General features: G+C 73.5%; 15 protein-coding genes and 2 pseudogenes. 6 read left to right on the top strand and 11 right to left on the bottom strand.

Annotated features, from left to right (window positions below):
* Positions 1-4: 4 nt before the first annotated feature.
* The 4 genes and pseudogenes from ACIOFR_RS18175 to ACIOFR_RS18160 all read right to left on the bottom strand — a co-directional run bounded on the left by ACIOFR_RS18175 (position 5) and on the right by ACIOFR_RS18160 (position 3,186).
* The gene (locus tag ACIOFR_RS18175; RefSeq protein WP_400998472.1) at positions 5-1,192 is read right to left on the bottom strand and encodes a molybdopterin molybdotransferase MoeA; all 1,188 of its coding nucleotides are present in this window, start codon (positions 1,190-1,192) and stop codon (positions 5-7) included.
* Positions 1,193-1,230: 38 nt separating this feature from the next.
* Positions 1,231-1,497: pseudogene (locus ACIOFR_RS18170) on the bottom strand (DUF6457 domain-containing protein); the annotation flags it as partial.
* 108 nt (positions 1,498-1,605) lie between these two features.
* Positions 1,606-2,174: pseudogene (locus tag ACIOFR_RS18165) on the bottom strand (molybdenum cofactor guanylyltransferase); the annotation flags it as partial.
* A 61-nt stretch (positions 2,175-2,235) separates the two neighbouring features.
* Positions 2,236-3,186, bottom strand: coding sequence for an MBL fold metallo-hydrolase (locus tag ACIOFR_RS18160; RefSeq protein ID WP_400998120.1), 951 nt, complete (start codon positions 3,184-3,186; stop codon positions 2,236-2,238).
* 194 nt (positions 3,187-3,380) lie between these two features.
* Between ACIOFR_RS18160 and manA the strand changes: the two genes are divergently transcribed.
* The gene (manA, locus tag ACIOFR_RS18155) at positions 3,381-4,574 is read left to right on the top strand and encodes a mannose-6-phosphate isomerase, class I (protein ID WP_400998117.1); all 1,194 of its coding nucleotides are present in this window, start codon (positions 3,381-3,383) and stop codon (positions 4,572-4,574) included.
* Between the two features lie 144 nt (positions 4,575-4,718).
* Positions 4,719-5,645: an NADP-dependent oxidoreductase gene (locus tag ACIOFR_RS18150; protein ID WP_400998114.1), complete on the top strand. Its 927-nt coding sequence runs from the start codon at positions 4,719-4,721 to the stop codon at positions 5,643-5,645.
* A gap of 53 nt (positions 5,646-5,698) precedes the next feature.
* Here the strand turns inward: ACIOFR_RS18150 and ACIOFR_RS18145 are convergent, their stop codons facing one another.
* Genes ACIOFR_RS18145 through dnaB form a run of 3 tightly spaced genes read right to left on the bottom strand, consistent with a single transcriptional unit; the run spans position 5,699 to position 9,745 of the window.
* On the bottom strand, positions 5,699-7,150 hold the full coding sequence (locus ACIOFR_RS18145) for an amidase (RefSeq protein ID WP_400998112.1): 1,452 nt from the start codon (positions 7,148-7,150) through the stop codon (positions 5,699-5,701).
* Positions 7,090-8,070: a hypothetical protein gene (locus ACIOFR_RS18140; protein ID WP_400998109.1), complete on the bottom strand. Its 981-nt coding sequence runs from the start codon at positions 8,068-8,070 to the stop codon at positions 7,090-7,092. The genes ACIOFR_RS18145 and ACIOFR_RS18140 overlap by 61 nt, the downstream gene beginning before the upstream one ends.
* 55 nt (positions 8,071-8,125) lie before the next feature.
* On the bottom strand, positions 8,126-9,745 hold the full coding sequence (gene dnaB, locus ACIOFR_RS18135; RefSeq protein WP_400998106.1) for a replicative DNA helicase: 1,620 nt from the start codon (positions 9,743-9,745) through the stop codon (positions 8,126-8,128).
* 452 nt (positions 9,746-10,197) lie between these two features.
* Between dnaB and ACIOFR_RS18130 the strand changes: the two genes are divergently transcribed.
* A complete protein-coding gene (locus ACIOFR_RS18130; RefSeq protein ID WP_400998103.1) occupies positions 10,198-11,526 on the top strand; it encodes an MATE family efflux transporter in 1,329 nt (442 codons plus the stop codon).
* 144 nt (positions 11,527-11,670) lie between these two features.
* Here ACIOFR_RS18130 and rplI read toward each other — a convergent pair whose 3' ends face one another.
* The 4 genes from rplI to rpsF all read right to left on the bottom strand — a co-directional run bounded on the left by rplI (position 11,671) and on the right by rpsF (position 13,490).
* Positions 11,671-12,117: a 50S ribosomal protein L9 gene (gene rplI / locus ACIOFR_RS18125; RefSeq protein WP_400998100.1), complete on the bottom strand. Its 447-nt coding sequence runs from the start codon at positions 12,115-12,117 to the stop codon at positions 11,671-11,673.
* 17 nt (positions 12,118-12,134) lie between these two features.
* Entirely contained in the window at positions 12,135-12,371 is a 237-nt protein-coding gene (rpsR, locus tag ACIOFR_RS18120) for a 30S ribosomal protein S18 (RefSeq protein WP_033821237.1), read from the bottom strand.
* A 116-nt stretch (positions 12,372-12,487) separates the two neighbouring features.
* Positions 12,488-13,096, bottom strand: coding sequence for a single-stranded DNA-binding protein (locus ACIOFR_RS18115; RefSeq protein WP_371498280.1), 609 nt, complete (start codon positions 13,094-13,096; stop codon positions 12,488-12,490).
* Positions 13,097-13,199: 103 nt separating this feature from the next.
* Positions 13,200-13,490 (bottom strand): 30S ribosomal protein S6, encoded by a 291-nt coding sequence (rpsF, locus tag ACIOFR_RS18110; RefSeq protein ID WP_033821230.1) that lies wholly within the window; start codon positions 13,488-13,490, stop codon positions 13,200-13,202.
* A 318-nt stretch (positions 13,491-13,808) separates the two neighbouring features.
* On the opposite strand from rpsF, the gene ACIOFR_RS18105 reads away from it, so the two are divergent.
* The 3 genes from ACIOFR_RS18105 (at position 13,809) to ACIOFR_RS18095 (ending at position 16,504) form a co-directional block, all read left to right on the top strand.
* A complete protein-coding gene (locus tag ACIOFR_RS18105; RefSeq protein WP_400998096.1) occupies positions 13,809-14,105 on the top strand; it encodes a hypothetical protein in 297 nt (98 codons plus the stop codon).
* A 201-nt stretch (positions 14,106-14,306) separates the two neighbouring features.
* Positions 14,307-15,425: a lipid II:glycine glycyltransferase FemX gene (locus tag ACIOFR_RS18100; protein WP_400998093.1), complete on the top strand. Its 1,119-nt coding sequence runs from the start codon at positions 14,307-14,309 to the stop codon at positions 15,423-15,425.
* Positions 15,426-15,475: 50 nt separating this feature from the next.
* The gene (locus ACIOFR_RS18095) at positions 15,476-16,504 is read left to right on the top strand and encodes an alanine racemase (RefSeq protein ID WP_400998090.1); all 1,029 of its coding nucleotides are present in this window, start codon (positions 15,476-15,478) and stop codon (positions 16,502-16,504) included.
* Positions 16,505-16,509: the final 5 nt, after the last annotated feature.

Here is a 16,509-nt window from a genome sequence, read left to right as displayed (position 1 = left end):
CCGCTCACGGCACGTCGAGCAGCTCCACCCGGCCACCCTCCGGCACGCCGCCCGGCACCACCACCGCCAGCGCCTCGGCCAGCGCCAGACCGCGCAGCATCGCCGGACCGTCGAAGGCCAGCGGCACCACGCCGTCCACGGTCCTGACCACCGGCAGCAGCCGGGTGTCCACCGGATGCCCCGGCAGCGCGCCCGCCGCCCGGTCGGTCCGGCGCCCCGGCACCGGCCGGCCGCTGAGCGCGTCCAGCAGCGGCAGCGCCAGCGTCAACGCGCCCGCCACCGCTGCCAGCGGATTGCCCGGCAGCCCCACCAGGTGCCGGCCGCCCGGCAGCCCGGCCAGCAGCATCGGGTGCCCGGGCCGCACCGCCACCCCGTCCACCAGCAGCCGCGCGCCCGCGTCGGCCAGCGCGGCGTGCAGGAAGTCCACCGGCCCGGCCGCCGTCCCGCCCGTGGTCACCACCAGGTCCGCGGGCGAACGCCGCACCGCGTCCCGCAGCGACCCGAAGTCGTCCCGCACGTGCCGGCGGGCTATCAGCTCCGCGCCCGCCGCCGCCAGCCACGGCGGCAGCAGCGGCCCGAGGGCGTCCCGCACCAGCCCGGGCCCGGGCAGACCCGAGTCCAGCAGCTCGTCACCGAGCACCAGCAGCTCCACGGTCGGCCGGTGGTGCACGGCGAGCCGGTCGTGCCCCGCCGCCGCGGCCAGCCCCAGCACCGCCGGCGTGACCACCGTCCCGGCCGGCAGCAGCTCCTCGCCGCGCCGGCATTCCTGCCCCCGCGGCCGCACGTCCTGGCCCGGGACGAGCGCCGCGCCGCGCAGCAGACCCCGTTCCACCCGGCCGTGCTCCCGGCGCAGCACCCCGGTCGCCCCCGGCGGCAGCAGCGCACCGGTGGCGATCTCCACCGCCGTCCCGTCCGCCAGCGGCGCCGCGTCCTGCCCGGCGAGCACCCGGCCCACCGTCCGCCACGGGCCCGGCCCGGCCACCGCCCACCCGTCCATCGCCGAGGTGTCGAAGGCCGGCAGATCGGTCAGCGCGGCCAGCGGACGCCCCAGCGTGTGCCCGAGCGCCGCGGCCAGCTCCACCGACCGCACCGGCGACGGCCGAGCGCCCGCCGACCGGGCCGTGTTGCGGGCCGTCGGCCACGGGCAGTCGCGCAGCGGCGGCTCCCCGGCCGCCCCGCCGCCGGCCGCCATGGTGCCCTGGCCCGGCTGCCCCGACTCCCGCACCGCCGTCACGGCCGCTCCTCCGCGGCCCAGCGCTCGGCCAGCGCGGCCACCCGGGCGCCCGCCGCCGTCACCGCCTGCGGGCCGCCGCCCTGCTGCGCCGCCGCGTAGCCCACCAGGAAGGCCGTCAGCGGGGCCGCCGGGCGGGCCACCCCGTGCGCGACCACCCGGGCCAGGTCCAGCAGCTCCGGCACGTCGACCGCCAGGTCGATGCCCAGCTCCGTGCCGACCAGGGCCATCCAGTCATCCAGCGTGCGCTCCATAGCCCCATGCTGCCCGATGCCGGCGGCGCGGCCGAGCCGCGGGCGGTGAGCATCGCGGGTCGTTTCGCTCACCCGCCCGGTCCGCCCGCCGTGAGGCCCACCGCGTGACCGGTCGGGAGGCCGGCCCGGCGCCGGGCCGCCGCCAGTTGCTCCCAGGTGTCGCAGTCCAGCGCCGCACCGCCGGGATCCGCCAGCCGCACGGTGCGCAGCGGTGCCAGCAGCCGCCGCAACGGCCGGCCCGCCGGGTCGCCCAGCCGGTCGAGGGCGGTGACCAGGGCGGCCGTCCGGTACGCACCGGTGAGCGGCTGGTCGCGGCCGTCCGCGTCCACCAGCACCGCGGCGTCCGGCTCGGGGTCGTCGAGCGCCGCGAGCAGCCGGTCCAGGGTGCGGCCGTCCAGGAACGGCAGATCGGCGGCGAGCAGCAGGGTGCGTTCCGCGGTGACCTCCGCCAGTCCCGCGGCGAGGGCCGCGACCGGCCCGCCGCCGGGAGGGTCCTCGCGGGTCCAGCGCACCGGCCCGGACCCGGTCGGCCTGGCCGGCCCGACCACCACCGTCGTACCGGCGCCGGCGCACGCCGCCAGCACCCGTTCCAGCAGCGTCCGCCCGCCGACCACCAGCCCCGGCTTGTCCGCCCCGCCGAGCCGGGTCGCCGCGCCGCCCGCCAGCACCACCGCGTCGTACGCCGTCATCCCCCCAGTATCGGACGGGCACCGCGTCCTCCGACAGACCGGGCGGGCCGGGCGGGGCCGGTCAGGGGTCCTCGACGATCTCCGCGTCGATGATGTCGTCCGTCGCGTCCTCGCGCTCGTGCGGCTCCATCCGGCGCAGCTCGGCGGTGCGCGGCGCGGTGGCCGCGGCCGCGCCCAGCTCCAGGATCGCCGGCAGCGTCAGCGCGCCGTACCGCTCGTTGACCGCCGCGGCCAGCGCCTCCGGGTCGTGCGGGTGCGCGGCCAGCGCCCGGTCGAAGTGCCGCAGGTACTCCCCGGTGAACCCCAGCACCCGCGCCGCGTCGTCGTCCTGCCCCGGCGCCCGGTGCCCGGCCACCACCCGGCGGGCGCCGAGCTCGGCGATCCGGCCCAGGTTGTTCGCCCACTCCGTCCGCTGGCCCGGGTCGGTGTCGGCGGTCCAGACGTGGGTGCCGTTGTAGACGAAGTCGCCGGCCAGCACGGTGGCGATGCTCGGGATGTGCACCACCGTCGAGTCGGCGCTGTCGCCCTGCCCGAGCGGCAGCACCCGGATCAGCTGCCGGTCGATCATCAGCGGCTGCGGCAGCAGCGGGGCCGGTACCAGCGGCTGGTCCGGGATGTCCGCCCCGAAGACCGGCTTCCACTGCGCCACCTTGGCCGCCGCCGTGTGCGCGATCCCCGCCACCACCGGCGGGGCGGCCAGCAGCTGCGCGGCCGGGAAGAGCCGCAGCACCTCCTCCGCGCCGAAGTAGTGGTCCGGGTGCCGGTGGGTGATCACGATCGCCAGCAGCTGGCGGTCCTTGCCCGCCACCCACTCCGCCAGCTCCCGGCCCGCGGTGCGGGTCAGCTGCGCGTCCACCAGGATCGCCGTGCGCTCCCCCATGATCAGGCTCGACGTGGCGAAGAAGGCCGTCTCCGGACCCGTGAAGACCTCCACCTCCAGCGGCCTGACCGGCGGCCGGCCCTGCTCCGCCCGGTCCGGTCCGGCGGTCTCGTCGGGCGGCGACGGCGTCACTTCAGCTCCCTGGTCGGCGCGGCGGGCCCACCGGCCCCGTGCGCTACCAGCTTGGAAGCAAGCCCGGGGGAATGCCGGGTAGGCGCGCCCGGGCGGGTGGCCCCGCACCGCTGGCCCACGGGCCGCTCACGGCACTCGGCTAGAGTCTGAGCCTCACCGGCCGACCGGATAGGGAACGGATCAAGGACAGCGTCATGGACAGGCTCCGCAACACCGTCCGCCCCTATGCCTGGGGCTCTGCCACCGCCATCCCCGAGCTGCTCGGGCAGGAGCCCACCGGCGAGCCGCAGGCCGAGCTCTGGATGGGCGCCCACCCCGGTTCGCCCTCGCTGGTCGACCGCGGCGACGGCCCCCGGACCCTGGCCGAGCTGATCTCCGCCGACCCGGAGCGCGAACTCGGCGCCGCCACCACCGCGAAGTTCGGCCCCACCCTGCCGTTCCTGCTCAAGGTCCTGGCCGCCGGCACCCCGCTGTCCGTGCAGGCCCACCCCACCCTCGAACAGGCCCGCGCCGGCTACGCGGACGAGGAGCGCCGCCGCATCCCCCTCGACGCGGCCGAACGCAACTACAAGGACGCCAACCACAAGCCCGAACTCATCTGCGCGCTCAGCGAGTTCGAAGGACTCTGCGGCTTCCGCCGGCCCGCCGACACCGCCGATCTGATGGCCTCCCTCGGCGTCCCGGGCCTCGACCCGCTGATCGAGCTGCTGCGGACCAAGCCCGAGCCCGAGGCGCTCAGCGGCGTCCTGGCCACCGTCCTGTCGATGCCCGCCGACACCGCCCGGCCGCTGGTCGCCGAGGTCGCCACCGCCATCGAGGCCGCCGCCGACGGCGACCCCACCGGCATGCTCGCCGGCTACGCCTTCGCCGGACGCAGCCACCCCGGCGACACCGGCCTGATCACCGCCCTGATGCTCAACCACATCGTGCTCGCCCCCGGCGAAGCGCTCTACCTGGGCGCCGGCGTTCCGCACGCCTACCTGCGCGGCACCGGCATCGAGCTGATGGCCAACTCCGACAACGTGCTGCGCTGCGGGCTCACCCCCAAGCACGTGGACGTCCCGCAGCTGCTGCGGGTGGTGGAGTTCCGCGCGGAGCAGCCCCGGGTCCTGCGGCCCGAACCCGGCCCGGACGGCGAACGCCACTACCCGGTGCCGATCGACGAGTTCCGGCTGTCCCGCTTCACCCTCGGCCCGGAGACCCGCCGGCTCGACGGACGCGCCCCGCAGATCCTGCTCTGCACCGAGGGCACCGCCCGCCTCACCCGGGCCGACGGCGCCGCCCTCACCCTCGTCCGCGGCCAGTCCGCCTTCCTGCCCGCCACCGGCACCGACACCGCCCTCGACGGTCCGGGGGCCGAGGTCTTCCGCGCCACCGTCACGCTCTGACCCCGACCGGAGACGGTCCCGACCGGGGACGGCCCCAACCCGGGACCGCCGATCCCAGGCAGAACGCTCCTCTCCTCAGCCCGGCCCACCGGTGACAGCCTCGACAGCGTCACCAGGAACCACCCAGGGAGAAGGAGCGCCGCCATGCGCGCAGTCCTCGTCAAGACGTTCGGCGGACCGGAGACCGCAGAGATCGCGGAGATCGACCGGCCCGCGCCCGGCCCCGGCGAGGTCCGGATCCGCAACCAGGCCCTCGCGATCCACCCGGCGGACGTCGCGGTCCGGGCCGGCTTCCTCGCCGCCCTCCTCCCCGAGCAGCCCGCGTACCGCCTCGGCTGGGACACCGCCGGCATCGTCGACGCCGTCGGCGAAGGCGTCGAGGACCTGCGGACCGGCGACCCGGTGATCGGCCTCACCCACTGGTTCGCCACCCGCAACGGCACCCACGGCGACTACGCGGTGCTGCCCGCTGCCGCCGTCGCCCCCGCCCCCGCCGGTCTGACCGCCGTGGAGGCCGCCACCCTCCCGCTGAACGGCCTCACCGCCCTGCAGTCCCTGGACGCCGCCGACCTGCGCGAGGGCCAGACCCTGCTGGTCACCGGCGCGGCCGGCAACCTCGGCCACTTCGCCACCCAGCTCGCCCGCTACCGCGGCGCACGGGTCGTCGCCGTCGCCCGGGCCGCCGACCGTGACGCGCTCACCGCCCTGGGCGCGGAGTTCGTCGAAGCCGGCGACGACGCCGTCGCCACCGTCCGCGCCCTCGTCCCCGCGGGTGTCGACGCCGTCCTCGACACCGCCCTGACCGGTGCCGCCCTGCTCCCCGCCGTCCGCGACGGCGGCACCTTCCTCGCCGTCCGCCCCCCGGCCGCCCCCGAGAGCCAGCGCGGCATCCGGGTCGTCGTGGTCAACGTCCGCCCGGACGGCCGCCAGCTCGGCGAGATCACCAAGCTCGCCGAGGACGGCCGCCTCACCACCCGCATCGCCGCCGCCTACCCCCTCGACCAGGCCGCCGACGCCCACGCCCACCTCGCCCGGCCCGCCGTCCGCGGCGCCGTCGTCCTGACGGTCTGACCCCCGCCCGGCCGACCCCGGACAGCAGCACCACCCGTCACCGGCCGCGCGGCCTACTCCGGTGCCCGGAAGCCGCCGATCTCCCGTTCGAGCAGTTCGGCCAGCCTCAGCGGCGTACGGTCCTCGAACATCGGCCCGATGAGCTGCACACCCACCGGCAGCCCCTCGGGTGAGCGGCCCGCCGGCACGGCGGTGGCGGGCAGCCCGGGCATGGTGGCCAGACCGGCCCAGACGAGCTGGTCCAGGTACGGGTACGCGACGCCGTCGATGTCGATCCGGCGGTTCATCAGGTCGGGATCGTGGTCGTGCGCAAACGCCGGGGTGGGCGTGACGGGGCACACCACGACGTCGAACTCGGCGAAGAACCGCCGCCAGCCGTGGCGGTGGAGCTCGCGACGGCTGTTCGCCTCCACCCACTCGCGGTGGCTGAACACCGCGCCGCGCAGCCGGGCGGCACCGAGACTCCGGTCGTTCGCGCTCAGCCCGGCGGCGCGGGCCCGCAACTGCACGTACGCCTCGACCGGGAGACGCGCGGCGGAACCGGAGAACAGCAACTGCGTGTAGACCAGCGCGGCTTCGGCCAGGTCGGGCAGCAGCAGGCCGGCCCGCTCGACCCGGGCGCCGCCGGCGACCAGCGCCCCGGCGACCCGGTCCACGCCCGCCCGCACGGCGGCACCGGTCGCGATGAGCGGATGCTCGTCCAGGACCAGGACCCGGAAGTCGCGGAGCCGCTCGTGGCGGGCGGGCGGCAGCGTCACCTCGTGTGCCACCCCGAACGTCAGCGGGTCCGGTCCGGCCATCACGTCGAGCAGGAGCGTGAGGTCGCCGGCGGTACGCGCCATGGGACCGACGACGGCGAGGTCCCCGTCGACCGGCAGGGCGGGCACGGACGGCGGGACCATGCCGCGGGTCGCCGCCAGCCCGAGCGTCGGCTTGTGGGCGTAGACGCCGCAGAAGTGCGCGGGGGTGCGCAGCGAACCGCCGATGTCGGACCCGATGGACAGCGCGCCGAATCCGGACGCCAGGGCCGCCGCCGATCCGCCGGAGGACCCGCCGGCGGTGCGGCCGTGGTCCCACGGGTTGTTGGTGGTGCCGTAGATCTCGTTGAAGGTCTGGACGTCCTGCAGCCCGAGCGGCACGTTGGTCTTGCCGAGCACCACCGCGCCCGCGGCCCTGAGCCGCGACACCTGCACCGCGTCCTCGGCCGGCACGTAGTCCCGGTGCGACGGCATCCCCCAGGTCGTCGGCAGCCCGGCGACGTCGTAGGACTCCTTGACCGTCACCGGAATGCCCAGCAGCGGCCGATCCTCACCGCGGGCGCGCGCCCGGTCGGCGTCGCGCGCGGCGGCCCGCGCACGGTCGAAGTCCGGCACACATATCGCGTTGACCGCCACGTCGTCCCGCTCGACGAGGGCGATCGCCCGGTCGGTCAGCTCCGCCGAGGTCACGTCACCGGCACGCAGGGCGGCGGCGAGTTCCCCGGCGCTCCGAAAGTTCCAATCCATGCGTCCGAACGTACCCACCCCCGGCGCAGGCCATAAAACACCGCGTCGCACAACCACGCCTGGACGCAAGGATTTTGGGACCGCCCGCATGCGCGGACCCTGTGCTGTTCGTAGGCGTGACCAGCCGACCGATCGCGGCGGGTTCGCCGGCAGCCGCGTTCACGGACAAGGTCGAGCCAGGCCCCGCGGCGCCGGGTGTCGAGGCCGGCCCAGGCTCCCGGGGTGTCCGGCGGCCCGGCGAACCACCGCTCCCAGACGGGCCGGGCGTACGCGGGAACGGGCGTGAAGTGTTCCCCGTCGAGTTCCAGGTCGATCAGGTCCGTCCCGTACGAGGACGGGCGCCAGGCGCTGACTCTGGTCCACATCGGTCGATCGGTGAGCGGCTCGCCCCGGTCGTCGTGGATCTCCAGGGCGGCGTGCTCCAGGTCCAACGCCTTCCGGGTGCCCTTCGTCAGTGCCGCCCGCAGTGGCTCGGCCGGGGAGAGCCCCCGAAGGACGAGCGGCGGCGCCGGTCTCCTCGCCGGCAGGACCCGGGCGAATTCCCGACAGGAGCCCAGCCACCGGTGCCCGTCGTGCACTCGGACCGGGCCCCGGTATCCCTCGGATGGTCCTTCGTAGTCGTCCAGTCCGGTGAGCACGAGACTGTCCGTCCCGGGGTGCTCCCCCGGGCTCTCCACGTCCTCCAACAGCCAGGGATCGAGCGCCGTGTCCTCCGGCACCAGCCACACCCGGCTGCCGACCCAGCCGCGTACGGCTGTCTGTGGAACCCAGCCGAACAGCTCGTAGGTCCCGCGTCGGGGTTCTCCGAACAGCCCTTCCGCCTCGGCGCAGACGCCCCAGGCACGGCCGTGCTCCGTCTCCACCAGCGTGTACCGGGTCCGCCCGTGCTCCTTCTCACCTTCGTGCACGGTGGGAATCACGCCCGGACCGGGCTTTCACCGTGTGAAGTGCTCGTGCGCCAAGGCCCGCTGCGGCTCAGGTCACGTCCCGGGTCATGTCCACGAAGCGCGAGTAGTGGCCCTGGAAGGCCACCGTGATGGTCGCCGTCGGGCCGTTACGGTGCTTGGCCACGATCAGGTCGGCCTCGCCGGCCCGGGGGGACTCCTTCTCGTAGGCGTCCTCGCGGTGCAGCAGGATCACCATGTCGGCGTCCTGCTCGATCGAGCCGGACTCGCGCAGGTCGGAGACCATCGGCTTCTTGTCCGTGCGCTGCTCGGGGCCGCGGTTCAGCTGGGACAGCGCGATGACCGGCAGTTCCAGTTCCTTGGCCAGCAGCTTCAGGTTTCGCGACATGTCGGAGACTTCCTGCTGGCGGCTCTCGGCCCGCCGGGAGCCGCCCGCCTGCATCAGCTGGAGGTAGTCGATGACCACCAGCTTGAGGTCCTGACGCTGCTTCAGCCGGCGGCACTTGGCCCGGATCTCCATCATCGACAGGTTCGGCGAGTCGTCGATGTAGAGCGGGGCGTTGGTGACGTCCGGCATCCGCCGCGCGACCCGGGTCCAGTCCTCGTCCGTCATGTTGCCGGACCGCATGTGGTGCAGCGCGACCCGCGCCTCCGCGGAGAGCAGGCGCATCGCGATCTCGTTGCGTCCCATTTCGAGCGAGAAGATCACGCTCGGCAGGTTGTTGTGGATCGAGCAGGCCCGGGCGAAGTCCAGGGCCAGGGTGGACTTTCCCATCGCGGGTCGGGCCGCGATGACGATCATCTGTCCCGGGTGCAGCCCGTTCGTCAGGGAGTCGAGGTCGGCGAAGCCGGTCGGGACGCCGGACATCTGGCCGGCCCGGGAGCCGATCGCCTCGATCTCGTCGAGGGCGCCTTCCATGATGTCGGCGAGCGGGGCGTAGTCCTCGCTGGTGCGCTGCTCGGTGACGGCGTAGATCTCGGCCTGGGCGGCGTTCACGATCTCGTCGACGTCGCCCTCGGCGGCGTACCCCATGCCGGCGATCCGGGTGCCGGCCTCGACCAGGCGGCGCAGGACGGCGCGCTCGTGGACGATCTCGGCGTAGTACTCGGCGTTGGCCGCGGTGGGGACGGAGTTGACCAGGGTGTGCAGGTAGCCGGGGCCGCCGACGCGGACGAGTTCGCCGCGCTTGGTGAGCTCGCCGGCGACGGTGATCGGGTCGGCGGGCTCGCCGCGGGCGTAGAGGTCGAGGATCGCGCCGTGGATGAGTTCGTGGGCGGGGCGGTAGTAGTCGGCGGGCTTGAGCACCTCGACCACGTCGGCGATGGCGTCCTTGGAGAGCAGCATGCCGCCGAGGACGGACTGCTCGGCCGCGAGGTCCTGCGGGGGGACCCGCTCGAAGCCTTCGCCACCGGCGGAGCCCTCCTCGGGACGGTCCCCGTCGTCGCGGCCGCGGCGGTCGCCCCGGCCACCGCCCTTGCCGCCCTGGAAGCCGCCCTTGCCGCCCTTGGAACCGTTGCCGGAGCCACCCGGGCCACCGCCGGAGCCCCCGCCGTCGCGGCGGCGGGCGACGGGTAGGCGGTCGCCGGGGCCGTCCGGGAACGGGCTGCTGGGGAAGGCGTCGTCGGACGGCTGCCAGTCGTCCTCCGGCGGGGGAGGGACGTCGTGGTCGTCGTACTGGGGGCCGGTCACGCGTCTTCCCCGATCAGCGAGTGTGGAGCCAGTTGGAGCGGCCGTACCGATGGCGCGTCCTCTCCTTCTTACGCCAGCGGGCCGACACATCCGCGCCGGGCCGGGCGGTGTCGCCGGGCGGGTGGAGTCGGGGCGGCGTCCACGCTACGGGGCCGGGGGCCGATCGGCCAACATGGTTATCCACAGGCTGTGTGGATAACGAGGCCCTGCCTGTGGAGAACCGACCCAAACCTGTGAACAACCCTGTGGACACCTCTGTGGATAACCACACGATCGCCCTGGTGTCAACTCGCTGACCTGCATCGACCCCTTTTGGGGGCTGTGCATGAGAAATTCTTCACACAGCTCGTCAACCCGTGCTTCACGACTGTCCACAGCCTTTCGGGTCCGGTCACCAGTAAGTGTCCAAGACCACTTTCATCTCTTACCTGTGGATGAGTAGGCTGGCAGCCATGACCACCCCCGCCCCCCACCGCCGGCGGCACGACCGGGAGATCCTCCGCCTCGCGGTGCCGGCCTTCGGCGCGCTGGTCGCCGAGCCGCTGTTCCTGCTCGCCGACTCGGCCATCGTCGGCCACCTCGGCACCGCCCAGCTGGCCGGCCAGGGCGTGGCCTCCGCCGCGCTGACCACCGCGACCGGGGTGTTCGTCTTCCTCGCCTACGCCACCACCGCCGCGGTCGCCCGGCGGATCGGCGCCGGCGACCGCCGGGCCGCCGTGCAGCAGGGCATCGACGGCATCTGGCTCGCCCTGCTGCTCTCGCTGGGCATGGTCGCCCTCACCCTGGCGCTCGCCCCGCAGGCGGCCGACCTGCTGGGCGCCTCGCCGACCGCGGCCCCGTACGCCGTCACCTACCTGCGGATCAGCGCGCTGGGCATCCCCGCCATGCTGATGGTGCTGGCGGCCACCGGGGTACTGCGCGGTCTGCAGGACACCCGGACCCCGCTGCTGGTCGCGGTCGGCGGCTTCGGCGCCAACATCCTCCTCAACCTCGGCCTGGTGTACGGCGCCGGCCTGGGCGTCGCCGGCTCCGCCTGGGGCACGGTCCTGGCGCAGAACGCGATGGCGGCCGCCTACCTCGTCGTGGTGGTCCGCGGGGCCCGGCGCGAGGGCGCCGGGCTGCGGCCCGACCCGGTCGGCATCCGGGCCTGCGCCAGGGCCGGCGGCCCGCTCGTGGTCCGGACGGTGAGCCTGCGCGGGGCCCTGCTGATCGCCACCGCGGTCGCCGCCACCTTGGGGGACGCCGAGATGGCCGCGCACCAGATCGCCATGACGGTGTGGACCTTCGTCGCCTTCGCGCTGGACGCGATCGCCATCGCCGGCCAGGCCATCATCGGCCGCCACCTCGGGGCCGGCGACGTCCCCGGCACCCGGGCCGCCACCCGGCGGATGGTCGAGTGGGGCATCGGCTCGGGGGTGCTGCTGGGGCTGCTGATGGTGCTGACCGCGCCGCTGTACGTGCCGCTGTTCAGCGCCGATCCGGCGGTCCGCGGCCACCTGACCGCCGTGCTGCTGCTGGCGGCGCTCACCCAGCCGGTGGGCGGGGTGGTGTTCGTGCTGGACGGGGTGCTGATGGGCGCGGGCGACGGCGGCTACCTGGCCGGGGCGATGCTGGCCACCCTGGCGGTCTTCGCCCCGGTGGCGCTGGCGGTGCCGGCCCTCGGCGGTGGGCTGGTCGCGCTGTGGTGGGCGATGAACCTGTTCATGCTGCTGCGCGCGTGCTTCCTGGTGCTGCGGGTGCGCGGCGGCGGCTGGCTGGTGACCGGCGCGGTCAGGGCCTGAGACTGCCGGCGGACGCCGACCACCTGCCGCCCTGCAACCCTGCCGCCGGCCCACCGGGGGGCGCACGGCACAGGCCCGGCAGACGCCGAGGGCCGGGCTCCTCCGAGGAGGAGCCCGGCCCTCGGGCTACTGCGGACTACGCGATCAGGCAGCCACGACGTTGACGTCGAGGTTGGCCTGGACGTCGGAGTGCAGCTTGACCGAGACCTTGTGGGTGCCCACGGTCTTGATCGGCGAGGCGATCGCGACGGCGCGCTTGTCCACGGCCGGGCCGTCGGCCGCCTTGATGGCGTCGACGACGTCGGCCTGGGTCACCGAACCGAACAGACGGCCGGCGTCGCCCGAACGGACGGCCAGCTTGATCTGCAGGCCCTCGAGCTTGGCCTTGACCTCGTTGGCGGCCTCAAGGGTCTGGATCGAGTGGATCTTGCGAGCGCGACGGATCGCGTCGACGTCCTTCTGGCCGCCCTTGGTCCAGCGGATGGCGAAGCCACGCGGGACCAGGAAGTTGCGGGCGTAGCCGTCCTTGACCTCGACGACCTCGCCGGCGCTGCCGAGGCCAGGGACCTCGTGAGTGAGGATGATCTTCATTCTTCGGTCACCCTCTCTTAGCGCGTGGTGGAGGTGTAGGGCAGCAGTGCCATCTCGCGGCTGTTCTTCACGGCCGTGGCGACGTCACGCTGGTGCTGGGTGCAGTTGCCGGTCACTCGACGGGCACGGATCTTCCCGCGGTCGGAAATGAACTTCCGAAGCAGGTTGGTGTCCTTGTAGTCGACGTACGTGACCTTGTCCTTGCAGAAGACGCAAACCTTCTTCTTCGGCTTGCGAGCAGGCGGCTTCGCCATCATGTGCTCCATTTGGGTTGACGGTCCGGGTGCCTGCAAAAACACCGGCGGACCGCACGAAATCTCTCAGCATGCCTGGGCCCGCGAGGGCCCGGCGCGCACCGCTTCAGTACCGCTTAGAACGGGGGCTCTTCCGAGAAGCCGCCACCGGACGGGGCTCCCCAGCCACCGCCGCCGCCCTGGTTTCCACCAGAGGGGGCGCTGGACGCCCACGGGTCGTCGGACGGACCGGACTGGCCGCCGCCGGAGTTTCCACCCCAGCCGCCACCACCCTGGTTGCCGCCGCCGTACCCGCCGCCGCCCTGCTGGCCGCCGAAGCCGCCACCGGAGCCGCCCTGGCCGCCACCGGGGCCGCCGGAGCGGTTGGCGCGGGTGACCTTGGCGGTCGCCGAGCGCAGGCTCGGGCCCACCTCGTCGACCTCGACCTCGAAGACCGTCCGCTTCTCGCCTTCCTTGGTCTCGTAAGACCGCTGGCGCAGTCGGCCCTGCACGATCACGCGCATGCCGCGCTGCAGCGACTCGGCCACGTTCTCCGCCGGCTGACGCCAGACGTTGCACGTGAGGAAGAGGCTCTCGCCGTCCTTCCACTCGTTCGTCTGACGGTCGAAGGTGCGCGGGGTGGACGCGATACGGAACTTCGCGACCGCCGCACCCGACGGGGTGAAGCGCAGCTCGGGGTCGTCGACGAGATTGCCGACGAGGGTGATGACGGTCTCGCCTGCCATGGTGGTGATGACCTCTCGGAACGGAGTTCTGCGGTGCTCGCCCGCTGTTTCACGTGAAACAGCGGACGTGAACCATCTGGCGCCCGAGGGCGTCAGAGGTGGTTCAGTGGGTGTCCGGGCGCAGGACCTTGGTCCGCAGAACCGACTCGCTCAGGCTCAGCTGACGGTCGAGCTCCTTGACGACCTCAGGCGTGGCCTTCAGGTCGATGACCGAGTAGATGCCCTCGGACTGCTTGTTGATCTCGTAAGCCAGACGGCGCCGGCCCCAGGTGTCGATCTTCTCCACCTTGCCGCCCGCGGTGCGGACGACGTTGAGGAAGTTCTCGATCAGGGGGGAGACAGCGCGCTCCTCGACCGACGGGTCGAGGATGACCATCAGCTCGTAGTGACGCATGTGGAACCCACCTCCTTTGGACTCAACGGCCACGGTCTCTCCGTGGCAGGAGGGTTGTGCAGCGTCGGCACCGGAGCAGTGCCCGACCCTCCCCACCGTAGTGCGGGGGTCCGACAACGGGCCCCGACCCGCGAACGGGCATGAAGGGGCACAACTACACCAGTGCAGACCGCACAGCCTACCTGGCCACGGACGGCCCAACCAAACTCCCCGGTCCACCGTGCGCAGGGGTTGTGATCCACGCCATACGGCAGCAACCTGGACAGAACGGCATGCCCGCTCCAGCGGGCGTGCCTCCTCCGACGGAGGTGGGTCCTCATGGCACAGACTGTCCGCCGAATGCCCGCGTTCACCCTCAACACCGACGGCCGCCCGCACCCGCGGGAGAACACCCTGGTCGGCATCTCCGCCGTGCTGGGCCTGGTGGCCTTCATCAGCTGCTGGTTCTACGGCCTGCACATGCTCACGTCCTGGACCGGCCTGTTCGGGATCGCCGTCGCCCTGTGGGGCCAGTTCGTGTCGGTGACCACGGCCGAACGGTTCGTGCTGGTCATCTCGCTCGGCATGTCCGCCATCGGGTTCTACCTCGGCATCGCCCACGGCGGACTGTGGTGAGGCGCGCGCCGGTGCGCGAGCTCCGATCCGCGAACTGAGCCCCGGCGAGCGCCCGTAACCTTCACCGCCCTCCTTGCGTAGATACCTGTGCAGAGGTCCGCAAGGAGGGCGGTGTCGTGTCCGGCCCGCACCACCCGAAACGGACCATTCGGGCGCTAGGGTCAGTCCCTGGATCGGCCCACCGAGGAGGAGCACCCGAGAATGAGCCTGCGTCTGAGGACCATCACCCGCGAGGAGCACCTGGCCTTCGTCACGAGCCGGCCCTCCGCCAGTCACATGCAGGTGCCGTCCTGGGCCGAGGTGAAGGCGGAGTGGCGGTCCGAGAGCCTGGGGTGGTTCGACCCGGACGGCGAGCTGGTCGGCGCCGGCCTGGTGCTCTACCGCCAGCTGCCCAAGCTCAAGCGGTACCTGGCCTACCTGCCCGAGGGCCCGGTGATCGACTGGTTCGACCAGGACCTGGGCCGCTGGCTGGAGCCGATGCTCGCCCACCTGAAGTCACAGGGCGCCTTCTCGGTGAAGATGGGCCCGCCGGTGGTGATCAGGCGCTGGGACGCGCCGACCATCAAGGAGGCGATCGCCGGCCAGGAGGCCAAGCGGCTGCGCGACGTCGACCCCGACTGGTACGAACCGCGCGCCTTCGAGGTGGCCGACCGGCTGCGCGGGGCCGGCTGGCTGCAGGGCGACGACGGCGGCGCCGGCTTCGGCGACGTCCAGCCGCGGTACGTGTTCCAGGTGCCGCTGGCCAGCCGTTCGCTGGAGGACGTCCAGCGCGGCTTCAACCAGCTCTGGCGGCGCAACATCAAGAAGGCCGAGAAGAGCGGCGTCGAGGTCGTCCAGGGCGGCTACGACGAGCTGGCCGTCTTCCACCAGCTGTACGTCGTCACCGCCGACCGGGACGGCTTCACCCCCCGCCCGCTGGCCTACTTCCAACGGATGTGGAAGGCGCTCACCGCCGAGGACCCCAACCGGATGCGGCTCTACCTCGCCTACCACGACGGCGAGCCCCTCGCCGCGACCACCATGCTGACCGTCGGCGAGCACGTCTGGTACTCCTACGGCGCCTCCGCCAACCACAAGCGCGAGGTCAAACCGTCCAACGCGATCCAGTGGCGGATGATCCGCGACGCCTACGCGCTGGGCGGCAGCGTCTACGACCTGAGGGGCATCAGCGACACCCTCGACGAGAACGACCACCTGTTCGGGCTGATCCAGTTCAAGTTGGGCACCGGCGGCCAGGCCGCCGAGTACCTCGGCGAGTGGGACTTCCCACTGAACAAGCTGCTCCACAAGGCACTGGACCTCTACATGTCCCGCCGCTGACCGACCGTCGGCCCACCCGTCGACTCGACTCACCCCCGGGGAGAGCACGAATGACCCTCTCGTTGTCCGTGGAAACCGCCCGCTGGCGGGCCCACCAGCAGTCCGTACTGGCCGAGTTCCCCGGTCTGGTGCCGGTCGCCAAGGGCAACGGGTACGGCTTCGGCAACATTCGGCTGGCCGCGGAGGCGGTGCGGATGGGCGCGGGTCTGCTGGCCGTCGGCACCGGCGCGGAGGCGGCCGAGGTCGGCGCGGCGTTCCCCGGCGACGTCCTGGTGCTCACCCCGTACCGGGCCGGGGAGCCCGAGGCCGGGCCGGCCGGGCGGACCATCCGCACGGTCGCCCACGCCGAGGTGCTGCGTTCGGTGCCGACCGGCTCACGGGTGGTGGTGGAGTGCATGACCACCATGCGCCGGCACGGCATCGCCCCCGGCGACCTCGGCCGCCTCGCGCTGGACGGCCTGGTCCTGGAGGGTTTCGCCCTGCACCTGCCGCTGGACCGGCCGGACGGCTCCGACCCGGTGGCCGAGGTCGCGCAGTGGGTCACCGCGATCGCCGCGGCCGGGCTGCCGGTCGGCACGGTCTTCCTCAGCCACCTGGCCTCCACCGACCTCGGCCGACTGCGGCAGCGGTTCCCCGGGACGGCCTTCCGGTCCCGGATCGGCACCCGGCTGTGGCTCGGCGAGGTCGGCGCCCTCCAGGCCCGCGCCACCGTCCTGGACGTCACCCCGATCGCCAAGGGCGAGCGGTACGGCTACCGCCAGCACAAGGCCCCCTCGGACGGGAACCTGCTGGTGGTCACCGGCGGCACCGCGCACGGTGTGGGCCTGGAGGCCCCCAAGTACGTCCACGGCGTGGTGCCGCGGGCCAAGGGACTCGCCCGGGCCGGGCTCGCCACCGTCAACCGCACGCTCTCGCCCTACGCCTGGGACGGCCGCCAGCTCTGGTTCGCGGAGCCGCCGCACATGCAGGTGTCGATCCTGTTCCTGCCGTCCGACAGCAAGCCCCCGGCGATCGGGGACGAGCTGTCGCTGAACGTCCGCCACACCACCACCCACTTCGACCGGGTGGCGGACCGCTGACCGCT

This window comes from Kitasatospora sp. NPDC088346 (assembly GCF_044740765.1).
Taxonomy (GTDB): Bacteria; Actinomycetota; Actinomycetes; order Streptomycetales; family Streptomycetaceae; genus Kitasatospora.
The sequence above is the reverse complement of the archived record's forward strand: the minus strand, read 5'-3'. Positions and strand labels throughout refer to the sequence as shown.

Excerpts from the sequence above, each read along its gene's own strand:
- ACIOFR_RS18175 (WP_400998472.1), bottom strand. The coding sequence starts at position 1,192 with ATGGCGGCCGGCGGCGGGGCGGCCGGGGAGCCGCCGCTGCGCGACTGC.
- manA (WP_400998117.1), top strand. The coding sequence starts at position 3,381 with ATGGACAGGCTCCGCAACACCGTCCGCCCCTATGCCTGGGGCTCTGCC.
- ACIOFR_RS18150 (WP_400998114.1), top strand. The coding sequence starts at position 4,719 with ATGCGCGCAGTCCTCGTCAAGACGTTCGGCGGACCGGAGACCGCAGAG.
- ACIOFR_RS18145 (WP_400998112.1), bottom strand. The coding sequence starts at position 7,150 with ATGGATTGGAACTTTCGGAGCGCCGGGGAACTCGCCGCCGCCCTGCGT.
- ACIOFR_RS18130 (WP_400998103.1), top strand. The coding sequence starts at position 10,198 with ATGACCACCCCCGCCCCCCACCGCCGGCGGCACGACCGGGAGATCCTC.
- rplI (WP_400998100.1), bottom strand. The coding sequence starts at position 12,117 with ATGAAGATCATCCTCACTCACGAGGTCCCTGGCCTCGGCAGCGCCGGC.
- rpsR (WP_033821237.1), bottom strand. The coding sequence starts at position 12,371 with ATGGCGAAGCCGCCTGCTCGCAAGCCGAAGAAGAAGGTTTGCGTCTTC.
- ACIOFR_RS18115 (WP_371498280.1), bottom strand. The coding sequence starts at position 13,096 with ATGGCAGGCGAGACCGTCATCACCCTCGTCGGCAATCTCGTCGACGAC.
- rpsF (WP_033821230.1), bottom strand. The coding sequence starts at position 13,490 with ATGCGTCACTACGAGCTGATGGTCATCCTCGACCCGTCGGTCGAGGAG.
- ACIOFR_RS18105 (WP_400998096.1), top strand. The coding sequence starts at position 13,809 with ATGGCACAGACTGTCCGCCGAATGCCCGCGTTCACCCTCAACACCGAC.
- ACIOFR_RS18100 (WP_400998093.1), top strand. The coding sequence starts at position 14,307 with ATGAGCCTGCGTCTGAGGACCATCACCCGCGAGGAGCACCTGGCCTTC.
- ACIOFR_RS18095 (WP_400998090.1), top strand. The coding sequence starts at position 15,476 with ATGACCCTCTCGTTGTCCGTGGAAACCGCCCGCTGGCGGGCCCACCAG.